Source organism: Citrobacter sp. JGM124, assembly GCF_018257795.1.
In the GTDB taxonomy this organism is placed as follows: domain Bacteria; phylum Pseudomonadota; class Gammaproteobacteria; order Enterobacterales; family Enterobacteriaceae; genus JGM124.
Window position 1 is genome coordinate 103,107 of record NZ_JAERJD010000010.1, and the last position, 18,435, is coordinate 121,541.

General features: G+C 44.8%; 14 protein-coding genes. 3 read left to right on the plus strand and 11 right to left on the minus strand.

What is annotated here, in order from left to right; translation table 11 throughout:
* Positions 1 to 24: 24 nt before the first annotated feature.
* The 3 genes from JK154_RS14800 to JK154_RS14810 all read right to left on the minus strand — a co-directional run bounded on the left by JK154_RS14800 (position 25) and on the right by JK154_RS14810 (position 3,007).
* Positions 25 to 1,029 (minus strand): luciferase-like monooxygenase, encoded by a 1,005-nt coding sequence (locus JK154_RS14800; protein WP_211993328.1) that lies wholly within the window; start codon positions 1,027 to 1,029, stop codon positions 25 to 27.
* Positions 1,030 to 1,118: 89 nt separating this feature from the next.
* Entirely contained in the window at positions 1,119 to 2,003 is an 885-nt protein-coding gene (locus JK154_RS14805; RefSeq protein ID WP_211993329.1) for a U32 family peptidase, read from the minus strand.
* Positions 2,004 to 2,011: 8 nt separating this feature from the next.
* Positions 2,012 to 3,007: a peptidase U32 family protein gene (locus tag JK154_RS14810; protein ID WP_211993330.1), complete on the minus strand. Its 996-nt coding sequence runs from the start codon at positions 3,005 to 3,007 to the stop codon at positions 2,012 to 2,014.
* Positions 3,008 to 3,282: 275 nt separating this feature from the next.
* On the opposite strand from JK154_RS14810, the gene JK154_RS14815 reads away from it, so the two are divergent.
* On the plus strand, positions 3,283 to 3,807 hold the full coding sequence (locus tag JK154_RS14815; RefSeq protein ID WP_211993331.1) for an SCP2 domain-containing protein: 525 nt from the start codon (positions 3,283 to 3,285) through the stop codon (positions 3,805 to 3,807).
* Entirely contained in the window at positions 3,801 to 4,301 is a 501-nt protein-coding gene (locus tag JK154_RS14820) for an N-acetyltransferase (protein ID WP_211993332.1), read from the plus strand. The genes JK154_RS14815 and JK154_RS14820 overlap by 7 nt, the downstream gene beginning before the upstream one ends.
* Here JK154_RS14820 and JK154_RS14825 read toward each other — a convergent pair.
* Positions 4,298 to 4,588 (minus strand): GIY-YIG nuclease family protein, encoded by a 291-nt coding sequence (locus JK154_RS14825; protein WP_211993333.1) that lies wholly within the window; start codon positions 4,586 to 4,588, stop codon positions 4,298 to 4,300. The genes JK154_RS14820 and JK154_RS14825 overlap by 4 nt on opposite strands.
* Positions 4,589 to 4,641: 53 nt before the next feature.
* Between JK154_RS14825 and JK154_RS14830 the strand changes: the two genes are divergently transcribed.
* Entirely contained in the window at positions 4,642 to 5,067 is a 426-nt protein-coding gene (locus JK154_RS14830) for a YhbP family protein (protein WP_211993334.1), read from the plus strand.
* Positions 5,068 to 5,205: 138 nt separating this feature from the next.
* Here the strand turns inward: JK154_RS14830 and JK154_RS14835 are convergent, their stop codons facing one another.
* From JK154_RS14835 to treR, 7 genes are all read right to left on the minus strand, one after another.
* Positions 5,206 to 9,540 (minus strand): hypothetical protein, encoded by a 4,335-nt coding sequence (locus JK154_RS14835; protein WP_211993335.1) that lies wholly within the window; start codon positions 9,538 to 9,540, stop codon positions 5,206 to 5,208.
* A gap of 320 nt (positions 9,541 to 9,860) precedes the next feature.
* Positions 9,861 to 10,892: an AI-2E family transporter gene (locus JK154_RS14840; RefSeq protein ID WP_211993336.1), complete on the minus strand. Its 1,032-nt coding sequence runs from the start codon at positions 10,890 to 10,892 to the stop codon at positions 9,861 to 9,863.
* Positions 10,893 to 11,041: 149 nt separating this feature from the next.
* Positions 11,042 to 11,506 carry an anaerobic ribonucleoside-triphosphate reductase-activating protein gene (gene nrdG, locus JK154_RS14845; protein ID WP_211993337.1) on the minus strand — a complete coding sequence of 155 codons (465 nt, stop codon included), beginning with the start codon at positions 11,504 to 11,506 and terminating at the stop codon, positions 11,042 to 11,044.
* 7 nt (positions 11,507 to 11,513) lie between these two features.
* Complete coding sequence (nrdD, locus tag JK154_RS14850) at positions 11,514 to 13,649, minus strand: anaerobic ribonucleoside-triphosphate reductase (protein ID WP_211993338.1); 2,136 nt, start codon at positions 13,647 to 13,649, stop codon at positions 11,514 to 11,516.
* Between the two features lie 361 nt (positions 13,650 to 14,010).
* A complete protein-coding gene (gene treC, locus JK154_RS14855) occupies positions 14,011 to 15,675 on the minus strand; it encodes an alpha,alpha-phosphotrehalase (RefSeq protein ID WP_211993339.1) in 1,665 nt (554 codons plus the stop codon).
* 31 nt (positions 15,676 to 15,706) lie between these two features.
* On the minus strand, positions 15,707 to 17,125 hold the full coding sequence (gene treB, locus JK154_RS14860; protein WP_211993340.1) for a PTS trehalose transporter subunit IIBC: 1,419 nt from the start codon (positions 17,123 to 17,125) through the stop codon (positions 15,707 to 15,709).
* A gap of 118 nt (positions 17,126 to 17,243) precedes the next feature.
* Positions 17,244 to 18,191, minus strand: a complete 948-nt coding sequence (gene treR, locus JK154_RS14865; RefSeq protein ID WP_211993341.1) for a trehalose operon repressor TreR — start codon at positions 18,189 to 18,191, stop codon at positions 17,244 to 17,246.
* Positions 18,192 to 18,435 lie beyond the last annotated feature (244 nt).

An 18,435-nucleotide genomic window follows, 5' to 3' on the forward strand; every position in this document is an offset into this window, starting at 1 on the left:
CGGTTGGGGAGGGGCTACAGGGTGTTACAAACTCTCGTGTACATCCATGGCTAAATGATAAGAATGCAGGCGAGCATCATTATCGAATATTTGCCCATTGACCATAATTTCATCGGCCTGGGTTTCACGCAGTAACGAAATCAAGCCATGACGTACTTTCGCCTTATCGCCAACGAGTGACAAACTCAGCGCCTTATCAACACCATACTTTTCTCCACCACTCCAGATGGTATCCATATTTTCAACAGGTGGTGGAAGCAGGCCTGTCTCGCCACGACGTAGTCTGACAAAGGCTTGCTGCATAGAGGTAAACAGGAATTCGGCCTCGCGATTGCTGTCGGCCACCACAATATTAATACACACCATGGCATAGGGTTTTGCCAGGCGTTCTGAAGGCACAAATTGTGTCCGATAGAGCTGTAAGGCCTGGAACAACATATCCGGTGCAAAGTGTGAGGCGAAAGCAAAGGGCAGCCCTAACTGTGCTGCAAGTTGTGCACTGTAGAGACTTGAGCCCAGCAACCAAACCGGTACTTTTGCACCATAACCGGGGACAGGGCGCACCGCCGGGTTAGCCTCCCTGGCATCAAACCAGGAGACTAGCTCATTGACATCTCTAGGGAAGTTATCAATATCACCACTCATGTGGCGACGCAGTGCCTGCATCGTTCGCTGATCACTTCCCGGTGCCCTGCCAATGCCCAAATCAATACGCCCTGGATAGAGTGTCTCAAGCGTACCAAACTGTTCTGCGATGACCAGTGGTGCATGGTTTGGTAGCATGACACCACCGGAACCGAGTCGCAGGCTGGTGGTATTTGCCGCCAGGTAGCCAATAAGTACTGCGGTTGCCGCACTGGCGATCCCAACCATATTATGGTGTTCAGCCAGCCAGTAGCGATGGTATTGCCGTTTTTCTGCCAGATGCGCTAAGTTCAAGGAACGCTGAAAAGCATCACTGACATTCAGGCCCTGTGGTACAGGGGCTAAGTCAAGTACTGAAAAAGGCGTAGTATGAGATTCAGACATAGCGGCTCACTTATTTTATGAACAGTTGCTGGGATCTGTTTAGTATTGCCTAATTACAGTACTTTTTAAGTAACAATGTGAGCTATTCCTTAAGCTGATGTGACTAGCGAAAGCCCGGCAACCCGTCGCCAGTAACCATTGCACTCGCGCGATGCCGTCATTGGTAAGGGTGCTGCACCCTGCTCATTGGCGCGGAAAGCATTGAGAATATCCAGTGTCCCCATCCCCATAGGCGAAAGCCGTACCAGATCAACTAACCCTTGCATGGATGCCAGTTCATTACCCAGATTATAGACGTAGCCACTCATGGTCTGAATCCCATTGAGGACGAAGACCTGTTGTTGTTCCTGAGAAAAGACATCTCTCCCATTAGGATAATTAATGCAGCAGGTTTCACACTGATCTTTAGAACGATTTTCAGAACGGGCAGTAAAGCAGCGTGCCGACCAGGCAAGAGGCAAGTGACCATAGCTTAATACTTCTACTTCAAACTGATGGCGGATCCCGAGATCGTCACATTGCCGCAGAATATTATCCAGCCAGTCGCGGGAAAGTTCCACAGGCATACACCAACGTACCATTCCTTGCTTGAGTAGCAGGCGTAAGGCGACGGCGTTGTAACAGTTCAGGGCATGCCCGGCAACAAAGGGAAGTTTACGTTCCGCCGCCATATTCACGGCACCCATATCGTTGGCCTCAATCATAAACTCACCGTTGTCGATATAGCGTTTAAGTTCGGTAAGTTCTGATGGGGCCTGAATCAGTGCCAGAGTAGAAAAGACAACCTGTTTTCCGTGACTGGCAAGCATTTTAGCCATATCAAGCCAGTCATCCGCTTTGGTTGCTCGGCGCTTGCTGCACACCGCTTCCCCCAAATAAATAACATCAGCCTGACTGGTGATAGCCGCCTGATAGAATTTTTCTAGCTGCTCTGTGGGCCAATAGTAAAGCACCGGGCCTAATGAATATTTCATGTGGTTTCCTACTGCCAGTTACGATGATAAGCACCCAGAGTCGTCTGGGTCCCTTCTGACATTGCCCCCAGGGTTTCCATCCAGCTCTGTTGTACTTGATAGGAGGCTGGTGAAGCCAGACAGCGATCAATGGCCTGACGCCATACACTGGCAACTTGCGTGACATAAGCCGGACTGCGTTGGCGACCTTCGATTTTTACCGAAACAATACCGGCAGCGATGAGTTCTGGAAGCAGGGAGAGAGTATTAAGACTGGTGGGTTCTTCCAGGGCATGGTAAGGCTTACCATCAACCTGATAACGTCCTTTACACAAAGTAGGATAGCCCGCGTTCTCATCAGGCTGATAGCGGTCAATCAGGACATCATTGAGACGTGACTCCAGCCCCTCAGGGGTTTGCTGCCAACGTACAAACTTGGCCGGAGAGCAGGCCCCGACGGTATTGGGCGATTCACCTGTTAAGTAAGAAGAGAGATAGCAGCGGCCTTCCGCCATAATACACAGGCTACCAAAAGCAAAAACTTCCAACGGTACTGGCGTGACACGGGCTAGCTGCTTAACTTGGTGGATAGAGAGAACCCGTGGCAGGACCACCCGAGCGACATCAAAGTGGCGGTGATAAAAGTGAATAGCTTCTTCATTCGTCGCCGAGGCCTGTACCGAAACATGACGCTCAATATGTGGATAGCGTTCACTGGCATATTCCAGCATTGCAATATCCGCCAGGATAAGGGCATCAGCGCCTAACTGTGCGGCCATATCGACCCCATGTTGCCAGCGGGTATAGCCATCAGGATGAGCAAAAGTATTAATGGCAATGTGTAGCTTGCGTTTATGTTGGTGGGTATAACTCACCGCTTCCTGCAGCTTCTTCTCATTAAAATTGAGTCCAGCAAAATGGCGAGCATTGGTATCGTCTTTGAGGCCTATATAAACGGCATCGGCACCATTATCGATGGCCGCTTTCAGCGCCGGAAGGTTTCCGGCAGGGCAAAGCAACTCCATATTTAATCCTGACTCTGAGGTATCGCGCCAGTACGACGCTGTACCGCGCCAGTACGACGCTGTACCGCGCTAGTGCGCAAAAAATAATTGAGGAGGTGGGATTTTAGTTAACCTGCCACTAAGATATTTTGATTTAAGGCAGTTAAAAGCGCATTGTTTGGTCAATGTGCCGTGAGGCTTCGCCGATGACTACTCGCAGAATTGTTGATTTGGCGCGCTATCACAAATATCGGTTATGGCAAAATAGCGGCAAAATTTTGCACAGGTTAAATCACATGTTAAATAAACTGCATGCCCAATTAGTTAAAAATGGCCCTGTTTTTTTGCGTACGCCGGTGAAACTGCTCCCTTTTACCTTGAAGCAGCACGTGATTGAACAACTCCTGCAATGGCAATTTCGTCAGGCCCTCGAAGAGGGCGATCTGGATTTTTTGCAAGGGCGCTGGTTGAGTATTGAAGTCCCTGATCTCGGCCTACAGTGGCTGACGTCGCTGGACGATAATAAACTGGTGGTACGTAAGTCTGGCCCGGCGGATGTTACCTTCAGAGCAAATGCTAACTATCTGTTAATGATAGCGGCGCGTAAACAAGATCCTGATACCCTGTTTTTCCAGCGTCATTTAGTGATTGAAGGAGATACGGAACTTGGGCTATATGTTAAGAATCTAATGGATGCTATTGAATTGGATGCGATGCCAAAGCCTTTGCGTGTCGCGTTGTTCCAACTGGCAAATTTTGTGGAGACAGGGCTGAAATATCCCCAGACTCCAGACAGTAACGCAATAGGTGAACCATGCTAATTCGTGTAGAGATCCCCATAGACGCACCTAGCATCGATACACTTTTACGTCAGGTTTTCGGCGATGAAAGTGCTGATCGGGTGCGAAACCTCCGGGAAGATGGGTTGTTAACACTTGGCGTGGTCGCAACCGATGACGAAGGTCAGGTGGTTGGCTATGTCGCCTTTAGCCCTGTCATGGTGGCAGGAGAAGATCGACAATGGGTTGCACTTAGCCCACTGGCGGTCAAAACTGCATTACGCGGGCAGGGTATTGGTAAACAGTTAGTGTATGAGGGGCTGGACTCACTGAATGAGTTTGGCTATAGCGCGGTGGTGACTCTGGGAAGTGACGAACTGTATCAGCACTTGGGCTTCCAGCCGGCAGCACCTTATGGTATTCGCTGTGCCCAGGCAGAAATGGATACCACATTGCAAATTTACCCTCTGGCTGAGGATGCCCTGAATGGCGTTCACGGGCTGGTGGAGTATGCCGAATATTTTAAAGGGGTTTAATCGCTTTTTTGAAGGCCTGGTATCAGGTCTTCAAGCCTTGTTTCCCGACGAACCAAACGCTCTTTTTGTATTTTATTAAGCTGTTTGATGCGGTATTCGATACGCAGAGCCTGGGAATGGTCGCCCACTCTCTGACTAAATACCAGTATCAGTGTCCCCCTCCCACGCAATGCTTTGGCCCCTTTGCCCGCTTGATGCTCGGCCAGACGACGTTCAACGTTAGTCGTAATACCGGTATAGAGACGGTTGTCATGGCTGCGAATTAAATAAAGATACCAGGATGCCATAGTCTATGTACATAATTAGTCGGTGGTGAAGTCTCTTATTGTAGGTGTTTATTATGGAATCACTCAATACCATCGGTGTATGGATAAAAAAGCAGCATGTTCTGACTTACTGTGCAGGTACTGGGGAATCCCTCTGGTGCGCTAACGCCTTTTACATTTATGATGAAGACGAAGTCGCATTCTATTTACTTAGTGAACCCACGACCCGGCATGGACAACTGATAGGGAGGCGTGCAATAACCGCCGGTACAATTAATAGCCAGCCAAAAACTGTGGCGTTAATCCGTGGTCTGCAGTTTCGTGGTGAAATTAGCCTGCTTAATGAAGAAGAGTCTTTCTCCCCACGAGAGGTTTATAATAAGCGCTTTCCTGTTGCCAGAGTACTGCCTGCACCGATGTGGATTATTCGGTTGAATGAACTGAAAATGACCGATAACACCCTCGGTTTTGGGAAAAAACTACACTGGCAGCGTACATAATAAAGGAAAATATTCTCAGCCATTGTTTGGATTATAAAAATGGGTAGAGACCAGAATGCGATTGGAAAATAAAAGGTATCATCGGTCTCTGCCATGACTTTTGACTCATAAAAAGTTGAGTCATTTTTTAGCAACAATTTATGTTTTTCCCTCTTCTTCATTAGGTGGGATACCTGCCAACTCTCTAATTAATAAACTAATCGTATCCGGATTGTTCAGCAGGACAATGGAACGAAAAAATCCATCATCACGAAATATATCTTTAAGAATCTCTGGTTTTTTAAGGCTGGTCGATGTGAGACCTTTATAAAGTGGATTACTTTGAAAATAGATTTTAGATAAGTATTCAAATTTTATTCTATCCATACCACCTTCAGTGATAGATGTTTCTATATGCTTAATTGAATCATCGACATTATCAATTCGACCTTCCTCATTAACATTCAAATATAAATAGTCTTCCGGGCTACCCAGAGCATGAATGGCTTCATGCAGCATGGTTTCTGCTATTAAATTAGTAAAGAAAACACGATTTCTTCTTGGTGTTTCAGGCTGGGGAATGGACGGAACTTCCAGGAAGTCTTTGGTTTTTGTTGCAGGTGATTCCTCATGAATGTCAGCAATCACTGCAGTATTAATAAATATTCTGTCTAAAGGGTCATTTAGAATAGAAAACCCAAGCGTATTTTTACCTTCTGATGAAAGGGTTTCTTTATTCTTATCTACAGAGTTTTTCCTGGTGATGATGATGATATTTTCTTTATTATTATCATCAAAAATAAATGTCATTCGGTGTAGTTTCTTTTTCAGGCTGGAAATGAAAATGTTTCGTGCTTTTTCATCTGATATTTTCAATATATTGATGATATAGCTATCAAGCTTTTCACTGGATTCTTCAATTGTCGCTGTGGCATCTTTAATATATTTTAGGGCCTGTGTGAATGCTTTGCTGCAAATATCACCAACAACAGGATAGGTATGGGAATCCTCTAAGTTTTGTAAGTTCTTTATATCAAGACTATCAGGAGCAGTGATCATATGATCAATTTTATCTTTAAATATCTTCTCGGCATACTCAATAGACGTGACTACTTTCTTTCCGTTACGGTCAAAAAGTTCGTTTAAGCTGGATATATCATTTAGCTCACGACTGTTCTTTACTATTTCTTTCAGGTCATCAAGAGTAGCATCCCGGTAAACGGTATCTTGTTCCTGCCATTTTAAATACATATCAGAAATTTTTTTATTTATATCAAAAACACTTTCCTGAGTTTCTCTTGGTGTACTGAATATGATTTTTTTGCTATCAAAGTCTTTTATTATATTTACACCTGAAATGACTGAGTTAAGATCTATTTTTTGTTCAGGTGTTTTTCCATAAATGATAAAAAAAGCAGGTGTAAAAGAAATTTCATGATCTTTATTGAGGCGTACATGGAAAAAATCATCACCTTCATATTTATAATAAAACTCGTCTTCCGAATTGTTTTTTTTATAGATTCCAGGAATTTCTTTATGAGGGGAAAGAATATCTTGATAGTTATTAATTGTGATTCTGTGGTTATTGTGTTGCGTTAAGAGGTAACGTATTCTTTCTGTTTCAAAATACTCAGTGTTACACATTGAAAGAGGTTGTCTTTTTGCAATGCAGTGGTGTGATTTCCTGAACAACTCTGACCATTTTGGTTTGGTTTTTGGTATCGAGTAATATGTTCTGCTACCAATATTTTTATAAATAAAAATGTTTGAAAAGTCATCTGTCTCATCACCAAGTATGTATCTTCCATCATATTTAGAATGTGCCTTTATAAAATCATGTTTATAGTAAATATAGCTGTTATCATTTATTGTGATGGCTCCTTCTATATCTTCTGATTTTTTAAAGTGAACGGTTGTTACATCTTTTCGACTGATGGTATTTAGCCTGTTAGACTGGAATTTAAAACTGTTTATTTTGCTCGTTACGGTGTTGTCAAGAAAGAATACACCATCCTGATTAATCTCTTCTATTATATTAATAGGTTCTTTATGAAAACAACAAATACCATCAAATAATGACTCTTTTATATGAAATTGATTGTCGACTAACTCAAGAGCCAGCAAGGTGTGTTCCCCTTCTATATAATGAGAAGTATCAATTGACCGGCTTAACTTATAATATTTGTTATTTATTTTAAGATATTCATTAAAATCTTTGTCAAATTGAATGTCTCTTCCCGGAGTGAGCGGGCTGACATCCTGATGCTTTATATGATTGCTAATCAGCATGTTGTTTATTTTATTATTATTCTTTAAGAAAGAATCTAAATCATCACTGGCTGCAGGTGATTTAGATTCCTCAAAAAACCATGCTTCGCCTCTATGGGCGATAGGCAGGAATTTATCATTATCTTTGATAACATATCTAAAAATAGTATCAGTTAATTGTATTTCGGTCGTTTTATACAAGCTGCCATCTATTAATGTATAGATATCTCCATTGTACCTGAGAATAATACCATCACCGTAAATATCCGGGGAGCTATTCTTGAAAAAAAAGATATTCTCAGTATCTTTCCAGGATTCTTTAGCTAGTTCAAATGTTTCTCTTATATATTCATTAGATTTTATATTATTATCAACAGTCCATTTTTTTTCACTATCATAAAAAATGAAGCCATTTTTTTTTGAATCGAATAAGTGATTAAATTTTCTTTCGGTTTTAATTTTTTCGCCATGCGATGTGTTAATTATAAGCTCGCTTTTTTTAAATTCCAGTGGAGCAATAATATTTTTTATTTTTTCCCTGTTAGTATCTTTTGATATGGAGTTAACATCTTTTGTTTTTATAGATGAAATAACATCTTTTGACAGGCCTGTAAGCTGTGAATTGAGGTCAAGGATATTGTTTATATCAATATCTTTGCCATCTAAAGCGTCGCTTAATGACTCAAGGAGCGATGCAACAAGTTTAACGAGAAATTTTGCTCGGTTATAGCCGGGTACCCAGGAAAGCAAACTGTCGATTACAGACTCTATATCTCTTAATTCCTCATACAAAGCAGTATTATTGGCACAGAATTGAGATGCAAACTCAGACTGGAAAACGATCTTGCCCTCTTTTACCAGATTAGATATAGGATTGTTTAGTGTTCTACTAATAATTCTTAAACTTGTTGATAGGTTTAGATCTTCTCTTTCCAGATAGCAATCGGTAAGGCTAATTTTTGTAACTGTCTGCGGTTCTTCATGGGGATTGACTGGGGTGAGGGTTGTTCTTGGTAAAGTATCTAAATGCTGTTTTTGGGGAACAATGTATCCATGAGACTCCGGGAGATTATTCTTGACCATCTCATCATGATTAAATATTGGATCTAACCGCGGGGTATTCGTCTGTGCTGACGTTTTTGGTGTGGTTGGGATCGTGAGATATGTAGAGGTTTTCCGCCTGGCTGGAATCGTGGGCGGTGTTGCAGTTTTTTTCTTGAACGGGTATGCCCTCTGTTTGCTGACATTATTCTTTAATAATGGGGGTTCTATCTGTCTCATTTCGAGCCAGTCAGGAGGGGGGCAAAAACAGTATCTCCCTGTTATCTTTAATATCATATTGTGAGGAATTCTAAGGCAACCTCTCTTGGCTTGTGCCTGGCGATGAGCCCTTTGGCAACGAGCATTAAATGTGTCAGTCAGGCAAATCGAAGATTGTTTTTTTGTATAAGAATAAGATGTTTTAAGTATTTCTTTCCTTAGCTGTTTGTTGATTGGGGGGCAGGGTGAACGTTCATTTTTTCTTGATGCTTTTTTTAATTTTATATTCTTCCCTTGTTTGAAATAAATATCATTGGAGCCCTGCCCTCTCTTTATTTTTTCAGTGTATTTAACATCATGATAAAAAATATCATCTGTTTTTTTTGATATTGGATTGGAAGCGTAAACCGGAGCATGAGCATGAAAAGGGTTGTGACCCTCATAAGATGTCAGTGAGGATGGTATTGGGTTTCTAAAAACGGAGGCATCTGAAGAATGACTGTCTTTCTCATGACCTGAACGATGACAATAATAAATACCGCCGCCAACGATGGCACTGCTAATTAGCATGCCACCTAATATTATCTCCATTTTATTTGTCTTGTTGCTGGATGGGGTTCTGGGTGAACTGATACTATTTTTATCATTAATTAAATTATATATGTTTTCTGAGTCATGAGAAAGCGCTCGACCTTGTGATAGAATCCTTTCAAGCTCTGTATCATTAAAAGCAGGTGGATCTGTTTTTTTGAATATTTTATTTTTTATACTTATAATATGATTAGCTACAGACGTTAATCCTGATGGTTCATTTTTATTTTTTTCTGTTAATAATGTACTGTTTATAATTATTGATATTTTATTAATTGAACTATTTTTGTTGTGTGAATGGTTTTTTTGCGAAATGCTTACCGGTAATTCTTTAGAGCATTCTCTGGAATAATGGGGGATTTGACTAACAGGCATAGTTGATTCCTTATTATGTGTTCTGGTTCTTGGGCTGAGTTATAATTAATGTTTTTTTTGTATTTTTAAATATCATAAAACAGTTTTATTTTTTCTTTAGTATTCAGGGCGGTTTAACCATATGTGCGGAATAAATTAATACAGCTGTTACTTTTGAGAATGGGGTTATATATGCCTGATAATTATCAGCGTATTACTGGCGTTGAGAAAATATGATCGAGGATGTTGTTAATTATATTGATTATAGTTTCCTGAGAGATTTAATCGGGGTATTCAAAATCGAATAAACCGGTTAAATCTCTGCAGGGTAGCAATGCTGATTATTGACTCATATCACTCAGCAAAACTGCAATGCCTTTGCCCGCTTCTGTTTGTTCCAGGGCAATTTTCACCACAATGGTTAAAGGAACTGAAAGCAACATACCAACGGGGCCCAGTAGCCAGCCCCAAAAAATTAGTGATAAGAAGACGACCAGGGTAGAGAGCCCTAACCCTTTGCCCATCATGCGTGGTTCGATGATGTTGCCAATGACCAGATTGATCAGTAAATAACCAGCGACTACTACCAGCATCTCATAGAAACCATTAAATACCAGGACCTGAATAATCGGCGGAATGGCAGCAATGACTGAACCAATATTCGGAATGTAGTTCAGCGCAAATGCCAGTAAACCCCAAATAAATGCGAAGCGTATATCCAGGGCTGCCAGCATCGCCCACACCACAATCCCGGTAACAATACTGATGCCGGTTTTGAGCACGAGATAATGGCTGACGCTATCCAGTGCCCGTTGAATGGCTTGCATTCCCTCTTCAGGTCGTGACATTAACGGAGGTAGCTTACGGGGCAATTGTGGCACTTCAATGAGCATGAAAACCACGGTCAGGAGTAACAAAAAAATGGATGTCATGGCATTAGAGAGCTGAGTCAGTAATTGGGTTACCAATGACATTAACGCGTTAGGATCAACGTATCGTGAGAGATCATCAATAGAGACTGAGATCCCTGCCCGCTGTAACCAGGGCTCCAAATTCTGCAATGGGACGATCAATGAAGATCGGTACTGAGGCAGGGTACGCGCCAGTTCATTTAATGAGGTGCCAAGATAAGCCAGCAATAGTACCAGAGCAAAAATAATCACTATGACAACCAGGCAGATAGCGATAATTCTCGGTATGTGGAAACGTTCTAGTCGACGAATAAAAGGATTCAGTATGACAGCAATAAAGAGAGCCAGAATAAAAGGGACGATGATCTCTTCAGCGGCTTTGATGCCCACTAAAATAATGACCAACATACCGAGCATAACCACTGCCTTCATGGCATTGCGGGTGGTGATTGACTTTGTCATCACAGCGCCTTCTGAGTAGCCGGCAGTGAAAGGCTCACTGCCGATAGAACCATCATCTGTTGATTATGCAGGTTTAAACCCATCAGACAATGTCAGATATTCAGATAAAAAAATGCGGTGACACCGGGCCCGGATAACAGACGAGTAAACTAGCGCAAATAATGGATAACCTGATTGCTGCTACCGCGCCAGATTAGCGCTGGATCGCGTAGTGCTTGTATGTATTTGCCATCAACCAGCACATTAATCAGTGCTGTCACTTTCTGTTGCTCAGGGGTGAGTTCAGCCAGCAAGTAACCCGTCCAGAGCCAGATATCTTTTCCTGGGCATTCAGCCCTGACCCGTTCTACCAGTTTCAGGACGGCAGACACGTTCTGTGGATGCAGTGGATCCCCCCCGGACAGCGTCAGCCCCTGACGACAAATCCTTGGATCGTTTAAATCCGCAATCACCTGGTCTTCCATTTCCTGGGTGAAGTGATGACCGGAATTAATGCGCCAGGTACTCTTGTTATAACAACCTGGGCAGGCATGCACACAGCCTGAAACGAACAATGTGCAGCGTGTTCCGGGACCGTTAACCACGTCAACGGGATAATACTGGTGGATGTTCATCCTTTATTTAGCCCAGTTGTCCGTTATTAAGGTGTTTTACTCTGCGCTTGACCTCTTCCTGCTTGCCTGCATTAAACGGACGGGCATCAGGGCTGCCCAGGTAGCCGCAAACCCGGCGGGTAACCGAAACCCTGGCCGCATCATGATTACCACATTTCGGGCAAGTGAAACCCTTGCTGGTGCAGGTAAACTCCCCGGTGAATCCACAGTCGTAGCATTCATCAATCGGTGTATTCGTACCGTAGTAGGGGACTTGGTGGTAACTGTAATCCCAGACATCTTCCAGCGCTTTTAAATTGTGCTGCAGATTCGGGTATTCTCCGTAGCAAATAAAACCGCCATTTGCCAGTGCAGGGTAAGGTGCCTCAAAATCAATTTTATCGTAAGGATTTACTTTTTTTTCTACGTCGAGGTGGAAGCTATTGGTGTAGTAACCCTTATCGGTGACCCCCGGAATAATGCCGAATTCGGCGGTATCCAGACGGCAAAAACGGTCACACAGGTTTTCACTTGGCGTACTGTAGAGGCTGAAACCATAGCCCGTTTCTTGCTTCCATTTCTCGGTTGTGTTGCGTAAGTGAGTGATAATCTCGACAGCTTTTTCCCGTAGTACAGGGCTGTCATACACATGCTGGTTGGCAAAAAGGGCATTAATGGTTTCATGCAGGCCGATATACCCTAACGAAATGGATGCCCTGCCATTTTTAAAGATTTCTGCGACTTCGTCATCCGCTTTTAAACGTACTCCACAGGCCCCTTCCATATACAGGATAGGAGCCACGCGTGCTTTGACGCCTTCCAGGCGAGCGATTCGCGTCATTAATGCTTTACGGGCGAGAATCAATCGTTTGTCCAGGATAGCCCAAAAACGCGCCTCGTCACCCTGTGCTTCCAGGGCGATGCGTGGCAGATTAAGACTGATGACACCTATATTATTACGGCCTTCATGTACCTGTTTCCCGTCCTGCTCATAAACCCCCAGGAAACTGCGACAACCCATAGGGGTTTTGAATGACCCCGTCACACTGACGACCTGCTCGTAGTTGAGGATGTCCGGGTACATGCGTTTAGAAGCACATTCCAGAGCCAGCTGTTTGATATCGTAATTTATATCTCCAGCTTTGTGATTCACCCCGTCTTTGATCGCAAATACCAGTTTTGGAAATACAGCCGTTTTATGGTTCTTGCCAAGACCGGCAATACGATTTTGCAAAATAGATTGCTGAATCAGACGTGATTCCCAGCTGGTCCCCAGCCCGAAACCAAAGGTGACAAAGGGGGTTTGGCCATTTGCGGTATGCAAGGTATTGACTTCATATTCCAGTGACTGAAATGCATCAAAGCACTCTTTTTCAGTGCGTGTGCGAGCATAGGCATCAGCATCAGGAATCTGCCATTCAGTGGCGACTTGGCGATGTTTTTTAAAGCTTTCATTAACAAAGGGGGCCAGCACTTCATCAATGCGATTGATGGTGGTCCCACCATAAATATGGCTGGCGACTTGGGCGATAATTTGGGCTGTTACCGCTGTCGCCGTAGAGATGGATTTTGGTGGTTCAATTTCCGCATTGCCCATTTTAAAGCCATGGGTCAGCATGCCGTTAAGGTCTATCAGCATGCAGTTAAACATTGGGAAGAAGGGGGCATAGTCGAGATCATGATAGTGAATATCACCGCGCTCATGCGCTTGCACCACATCCCGTGGTAGTAAGTACTGACGCGCATAGTGGCGTGCGACAATACCCGCCAGCAGGTCACGTTGAGTCGGAATAACCTTACTGTCTTTATTGGCATTTTCATTTAACAAACTGGCATTAGTTTGTTCCACCAGGCCACGAATTTCTTGATTCAGACGCCCACGTTTCTCACGTGCGATATCCCTGTCATGACGATACTCAATATAAGCACGGGCCAGTTGTTTATAACGACCTGACATCAAAAGGTTTTCTACTGCAGTCTGGATTTCATTAATATCCACCTGTTGGCGATTAGCCATTTGCACACGAATGGTTTCGGCAACATCGGTACAGTAATCAGGGTCATCGACTCCTGCAGCAAGTGCGGCACGTAAGATGGCATCTTTGATGCGTTCTGGAATGAAAGGCACCTTACATCCGTCTCTTTTCATTACATGCAGTGTCATGATTGCTCCCTGTTTAGTGATAGTAGTGATAGGCGTATCAGGCCTCTGCAGGCGCTATGGGGTACGTCATTTTTATGCGTAACAAACCGAAATCAGTGAGTAAGTCACTGGCGTTGTGGTTTTCGATTTGCCACTACATATAGATTTTTTATGTATGTTAGTTTCTATATGTAGTGTTTTCATTAAACATGTTTACCATTTTATTGATGCAGGACAAAGTAAATTTGCGAGGGCAGGGAGGATGGGCTCTCAGAACAAATGATATTTTTTGCTTGAGTAATAGATAAGCACCTGAAGAATAGAAGGCGAATTTTACCAGGTCAGAGGTCCCCTTTGGGCAGTTGACCAAAGGGGGAAGAGATTATGACGATGATTTCTGCAGCCAGTAGACCGCTTCAAATGGGCGCAGTGTGATGTTACCTGACAGAAAGGGAGCATCCGGATAGTTGCTCATTAAGCATTCCCATTCACCACCGCTGGTGCTTTCCCATTGCTGTTCTTGCGCGCTAAGGTTAGCAGCCACCACCAGTGTCTGATCATCCCATTGTCGACGATAACACCATAGGGCAGGGTGTTCGGGTAGATAGTCATGGTAATCACCCTGAGTAAAAATAGGCTGTGCTTTACGCAGGGTAATCAATTTTTGGTAGGCATAAAATACCGAGTCAGGATCATTCAGGGCCGCCGCCGCATTGATGTCGGGATAGTTGTGGCTAACACCAATCCAGGGGGTACCGCTGGTGAAACCGGCCTGAGGGCTGGTATCCCACTGCATGGGCGTGCGGCTATTATCACGTGATTTACTGGCGAGTATGGCCAGTATATCTTCAGCAGAATCTCCGTCAGTACAGCGTTCAGCAAAGATATTCAGGCTCTCAACGTCCCGATATTCTTCGATGCTACAAAAATGGGGGTTAGTCATGCCCAGTTCTTCACCCTGGTAGATATAAGGCGTGCCTTGCATGCCATGAAGTACCATTGCCAGCATTTTTGCGGAAGTTACCCGTAGCTCACCCTCATCCCCAAAACGGGAAACAATACGGGGCTGATCATGATTACACCAGAATAACGCATTCCAGGCCTGATTGTGCATTCCCTGCTGCCAGTAACTGAATAATGCTTTCAGAGCGATGTAGTCCGGTTTTGCCAGTGCCCATTTTTCACCGTCAGGATAGTCCACTTTAAGATGATGAAAGTTAAAGGTCATCGACAATTCACGGCCATCCAGGGCCGCATATTGCTGACAGTTCTCCAGAGAAGTCGAGGACATTTCACCCACCGTCATTAAGCCCAGCGGCGTAAAGACATCCCGACTAAATTCCTGCAAAAATTCATGGATTCGTGGGCCATCGGTATAAAAACGGCGACCATCTCGTCCCTCTGTATCACTGGGGAAAGCCGTATCTTTGGAGACAAGGTTGATCACGTCAAGGCGCAGTCCGTCGACACCTCTGTCGGCCCAGAACTCACATACTTCTTTCAGCGCACCACGTACCTGCTCATTTTCCCAGTTCAGATCAGCCTGTTCAGGCGCAAAAAGATGCAGATAATACTGGCCGCTTTCTGCATGCCAGCGCCAGGCATTACCGCCAAACTTGGAGCGCCAGTTATTCGGTGGCGTGTCGGGTGTCCCGTCACGCCAAATATAGAACTGACGATATGGGCTATTTTTATCCTGTGCGGATTTAAACCAACGGTGTTCGGTGGACGTATGATTAAACACCATATCCAGAATCAGGCGGATGCCTCTTTTGTGCGCCTGGGCGACCAGCTGATCAAAATCATCGAGAGTACCGTAAGCGGGATCGACCGCACAGTAGTCAGCCACGTCATAACCATTGTCAATCTGTGGTGAGGGGTAGAATGGTGTTAGCCAGATAGCATCAATACCCAGTTTCTGGAGGTAATCAAGACGTTTAATTACCCCCTGGAGGTCGCCGGTTCCGCGCCCCGTAGTATCCTGAAAACTTTTAGGATAGACCTGATAAATAACGCCTTGTTGCCACCATGGAGAAAGGTTGTTCATTACGTATTCCTGCTTGTGGAAGGAAAATTAATTAAGCAATATCCAGGGTTCCTGAACGGGCTTTGCGTTTATAAACAAAGCTGGTCAGGATGATGGGGATCAGGATGGCTATCACAATTGCCACCGCGTAGACTCCCCAAAAACGTGGCTGGATAGACAGGATCCCTGGCAGGCCACCAACGCCAATCCCATTTGCTAGCACACCATTTAGCCCGCACAGTAATCCCGCGATACCAGAACCGACCATCGCACATAGCATGGGAAAGCGATATTTCAGGTTGATCCCGTACATGGCTGGCTCTGTAACGCCGAGATAGGCTGAAATGGCAGCTGGGACGGAAATTTCACGTTCATTCTTTTTACGACTGCAGATGATGATGCCGACAACAGCAGAAGCCTGGGCGATGTTAGACAAGGCGATTAATGGCCAGACCGGGGTTCCTCCCATGTTTTGCACCATCTGTAAGTCTACCGCGAGCGTCGTCTGATGGACGCCGGTAATGACCAGTGGGGCATACAGGAAACCAAACAGGGCTGCGCCGACAGGCGCAAAACTTCCGGTCATCAGGTTGCGGACAACAAAGGCGACGCCGTCACCAATCATGCGGCCGAATGGGCCAATCAAGGCATGGGCCAGGAATACGGCAATGATCAGAGAAACAACGGGAACGATAACCAGATAGAGGTAATCCGGTACAATCCGTTTCATGAATCGTTCAATATAGGCCAGAGCAATACCGGCGAGTAATGCAGGAATAACCTGTGCCTGATAGCCGACTTTCTCAATACTGAACAGGCCAAAGTTCCAGGCCTCCGGGATCTTGCTGCCCAGCTCATAAGCATTCATTAATTGCGGGGATACCAGGGTAATGCCCAGAACGATCCCGAGAATGGGGGTTCCGCCCAGTTTGCGTACGGTTGACCAGCAGATGCCCACTGGCAAGTAAAAGAAGATCGCCTCACCAATCAGCCACAGAAAGTTGTACATCCCTTCCATTGACGGGTACATCTGTATCAGCGTCTGTCCGTCCCGTATCGGCAAGTCACCGATGACGTTACGAAAGCCAAGGATTAAACCACCACTAATCAGTGCCGGGAGTAGCGGGAAGAAGATTTCAGCAAAGTGTGATATTAACTGCTCGTGCCATTTCATGTTCTGGCGGGCAGCCACTTTGGCTTGTTCTTTATCTTCAGCATTGTGGCCTGTTGTGGCCAGTAGTGCTTTATAATAGCTGTCGACGTTGGTACCAATGACGACCTGAAACTGACCGGCGTTGGTGAAACAGCCTTTTACCATCGATAATTCTTCAATTTCTTTTGGTCGGGCACTTTCAGGGTGGTTGAGAACAAAACGCAGTCGAGTGATGCAGTGTGTCACTGACGCGATATTCTCACGTCCTCCCACCAACTCGATTAATTTATCGATATCCTGCTGTCTGACTTTGCTCATATAAGGTTACCTGGCTTATATAACTATTTATTTATTCAGCTTAGCGGGTGATTGCGTTTTTATGAATGGGAACGTTCCCGTTCTTCGGTCAAGATCACAATAAAGTGATCTTTATCGCTTACTGTAGCCGGCCAGGGATCACTATCTGGTGCAATTCTTTTTGCCGGGAAACTTGACCAATGAGTTGTAAGGCCGCCCGGCGTCCCGCTTCGGCATAACCGGGGTCAACGGCAATAATCTCCGGGTGAAGGAATGACATCAGGGGAGTATTACCAACACTGGCAAGCTGAATATCATTTCTCTGGTTTTGATGTAAGTACTTGCTAACACCAAGAGCAAGAGTATCTGTAGCACAGACCAGGGCGGTTGTTTCAGGCGTCAGGACTTGGGCGGCGTGTTCATAACCTTGCTTCATCGCCAGGCCCGAGAGCACCCAATGGGGAGCAAGTTGCTGTTGCTGACAAAAATCAAGGTAAGCCTGGTGGCGACGTAAACCGGTTGTGATATCTGAATGAGGAACCCCAAGAAAGCTGATATGGCGATGCCCCCGTGCATAGAGCGCTGACATCAGCAAGCGAATCGCGCCTTCGTCGTCATAACAGACGGAGGCAAATCCTGGGGCATCCCGTGTCATTAATACCAGTGATGACCGCCAGGGTTGCAGCATTTTTTCTGTGATACCACTAAAGCCAAACAGAATGACGCCATCGACATGGCGGCGCTGCAAAATACCCAAATGTTCAGCCACTTTCTCTGCGGAGAACTGGCTTTCCATCATAATGGGGTCATAACCTTCAGCATAGAAGTGGGGCAGCATCGTTTGTACAGCTAAGTTCTCAGAGAGTGAGTCCAGACGAGTCACAATGATGGCCACCACTTTATCACTCTGGTTCCGCATGGCGCGCGCGGAACGAGAAGGTGCAAAATTATGTTGTTGCATCACAGCTTCAATACGCTCACGCGTGCTGGCACTCACGCCACTTTCGTTGTTGAGGACGCGAGAAACTGTCGACTTGCCAACACCGCTCAGACGAGCAATATCTTTTATTGTAAGGCGGTTCTGCATAGGTTTCTTCTCAACATATTCTGGTGGTTCCTGAGTGATGTTTATCTACTTTTTCTGGTGGAAGTGTGTTTTTTCCTGGGCAGGAAAGTGTCTGGCTCGTCTTGTATTGTATCTCTTCTCGTTCACTGATTACCGTGAATTTAACTGTAGCCTAAATAAGTCAGTTTCCTTGTACACATATGGAGATAACTGATGGGCAAGGTTGTGCGATCAGCAAGCGACCTTGAACGAGTCAGGGCTGATT

Coding starts and splice junctions, on each gene's coding strand:
- JK154_RS14825 (WP_211993333.1), bottom strand. CDS start 4,588: ATGGCATCCTGGTATCTTTATTTAATTCGCAGCCATGACAACCGTCTC.
- JK154_RS14815 (WP_211993331.1), top strand. CDS start 3,283: ATGTTAAATAAACTGCATGCCCAATTAGTTAAAAATGGCCCTGTTTTT.
- nrdG (WP_211993337.1), bottom strand. CDS start 11,506: ATGAACATCCACCAGTATTATCCCGTTGACGTGGTTAACGGTCCCGGA.
- JK154_RS14820 (WP_211993332.1), top strand. CDS start 3,801: ATGCTAATTCGTGTAGAGATCCCCATAGACGCACCTAGCATCGATACA.
- JK154_RS14800 (WP_211993328.1), bottom strand. CDS start 1,029: ATGTCTGAATCTCATACTACGCCTTTTTCAGTACTTGACTTAGCCCCT.
- JK154_RS14810 (WP_211993330.1), bottom strand. CDS start 3,007: ATGGAGTTGCTTTGCCCTGCCGGAAACCTTCCGGCGCTGAAAGCGGCC.
- JK154_RS14830 (WP_211993334.1), top strand. CDS start 4,642: ATGGAATCACTCAATACCATCGGTGTATGGATAAAAAAGCAGCATGTT.
- JK154_RS14835 (WP_211993335.1), bottom strand. CDS start 9,540: ATGCCTGTTAGTCAAATCCCCCATTATTCCAGAGAATGCTCTAAAGAA.
- treC (WP_211993339.1), bottom strand. CDS start 15,675: ATGAACAACCTTTCTCCATGGTGGCAACAAGGCGTTATTTATCAGGTC.
- treB (WP_211993340.1), bottom strand. CDS start 17,125: ATGAGCAAAGTCAGACAGCAGGATATCGATAAATTAATCGAGTTGGTG.
- JK154_RS14840 (WP_211993336.1), bottom strand. CDS start 10,892: ATGACAAAGTCAATCACCACCCGCAATGCCATGAAGGCAGTGGTTATG.
- nrdD (WP_211993338.1), bottom strand. CDS start 13,649: ATGACACTGCATGTAATGAAAAGAGACGGATGTAAGGTGCCTTTCATT.
- JK154_RS14805 (WP_211993329.1), bottom strand. CDS start 2,003: ATGAAATATTCATTAGGCCCGGTGCTTTACTATTGGCCCACAGAGCAG.
- treR (WP_211993341.1), bottom strand. CDS start 18,191: ATGCAGAACCGCCTTACAATAAAAGATATTGCTCGTCTGAGCGGTGTT.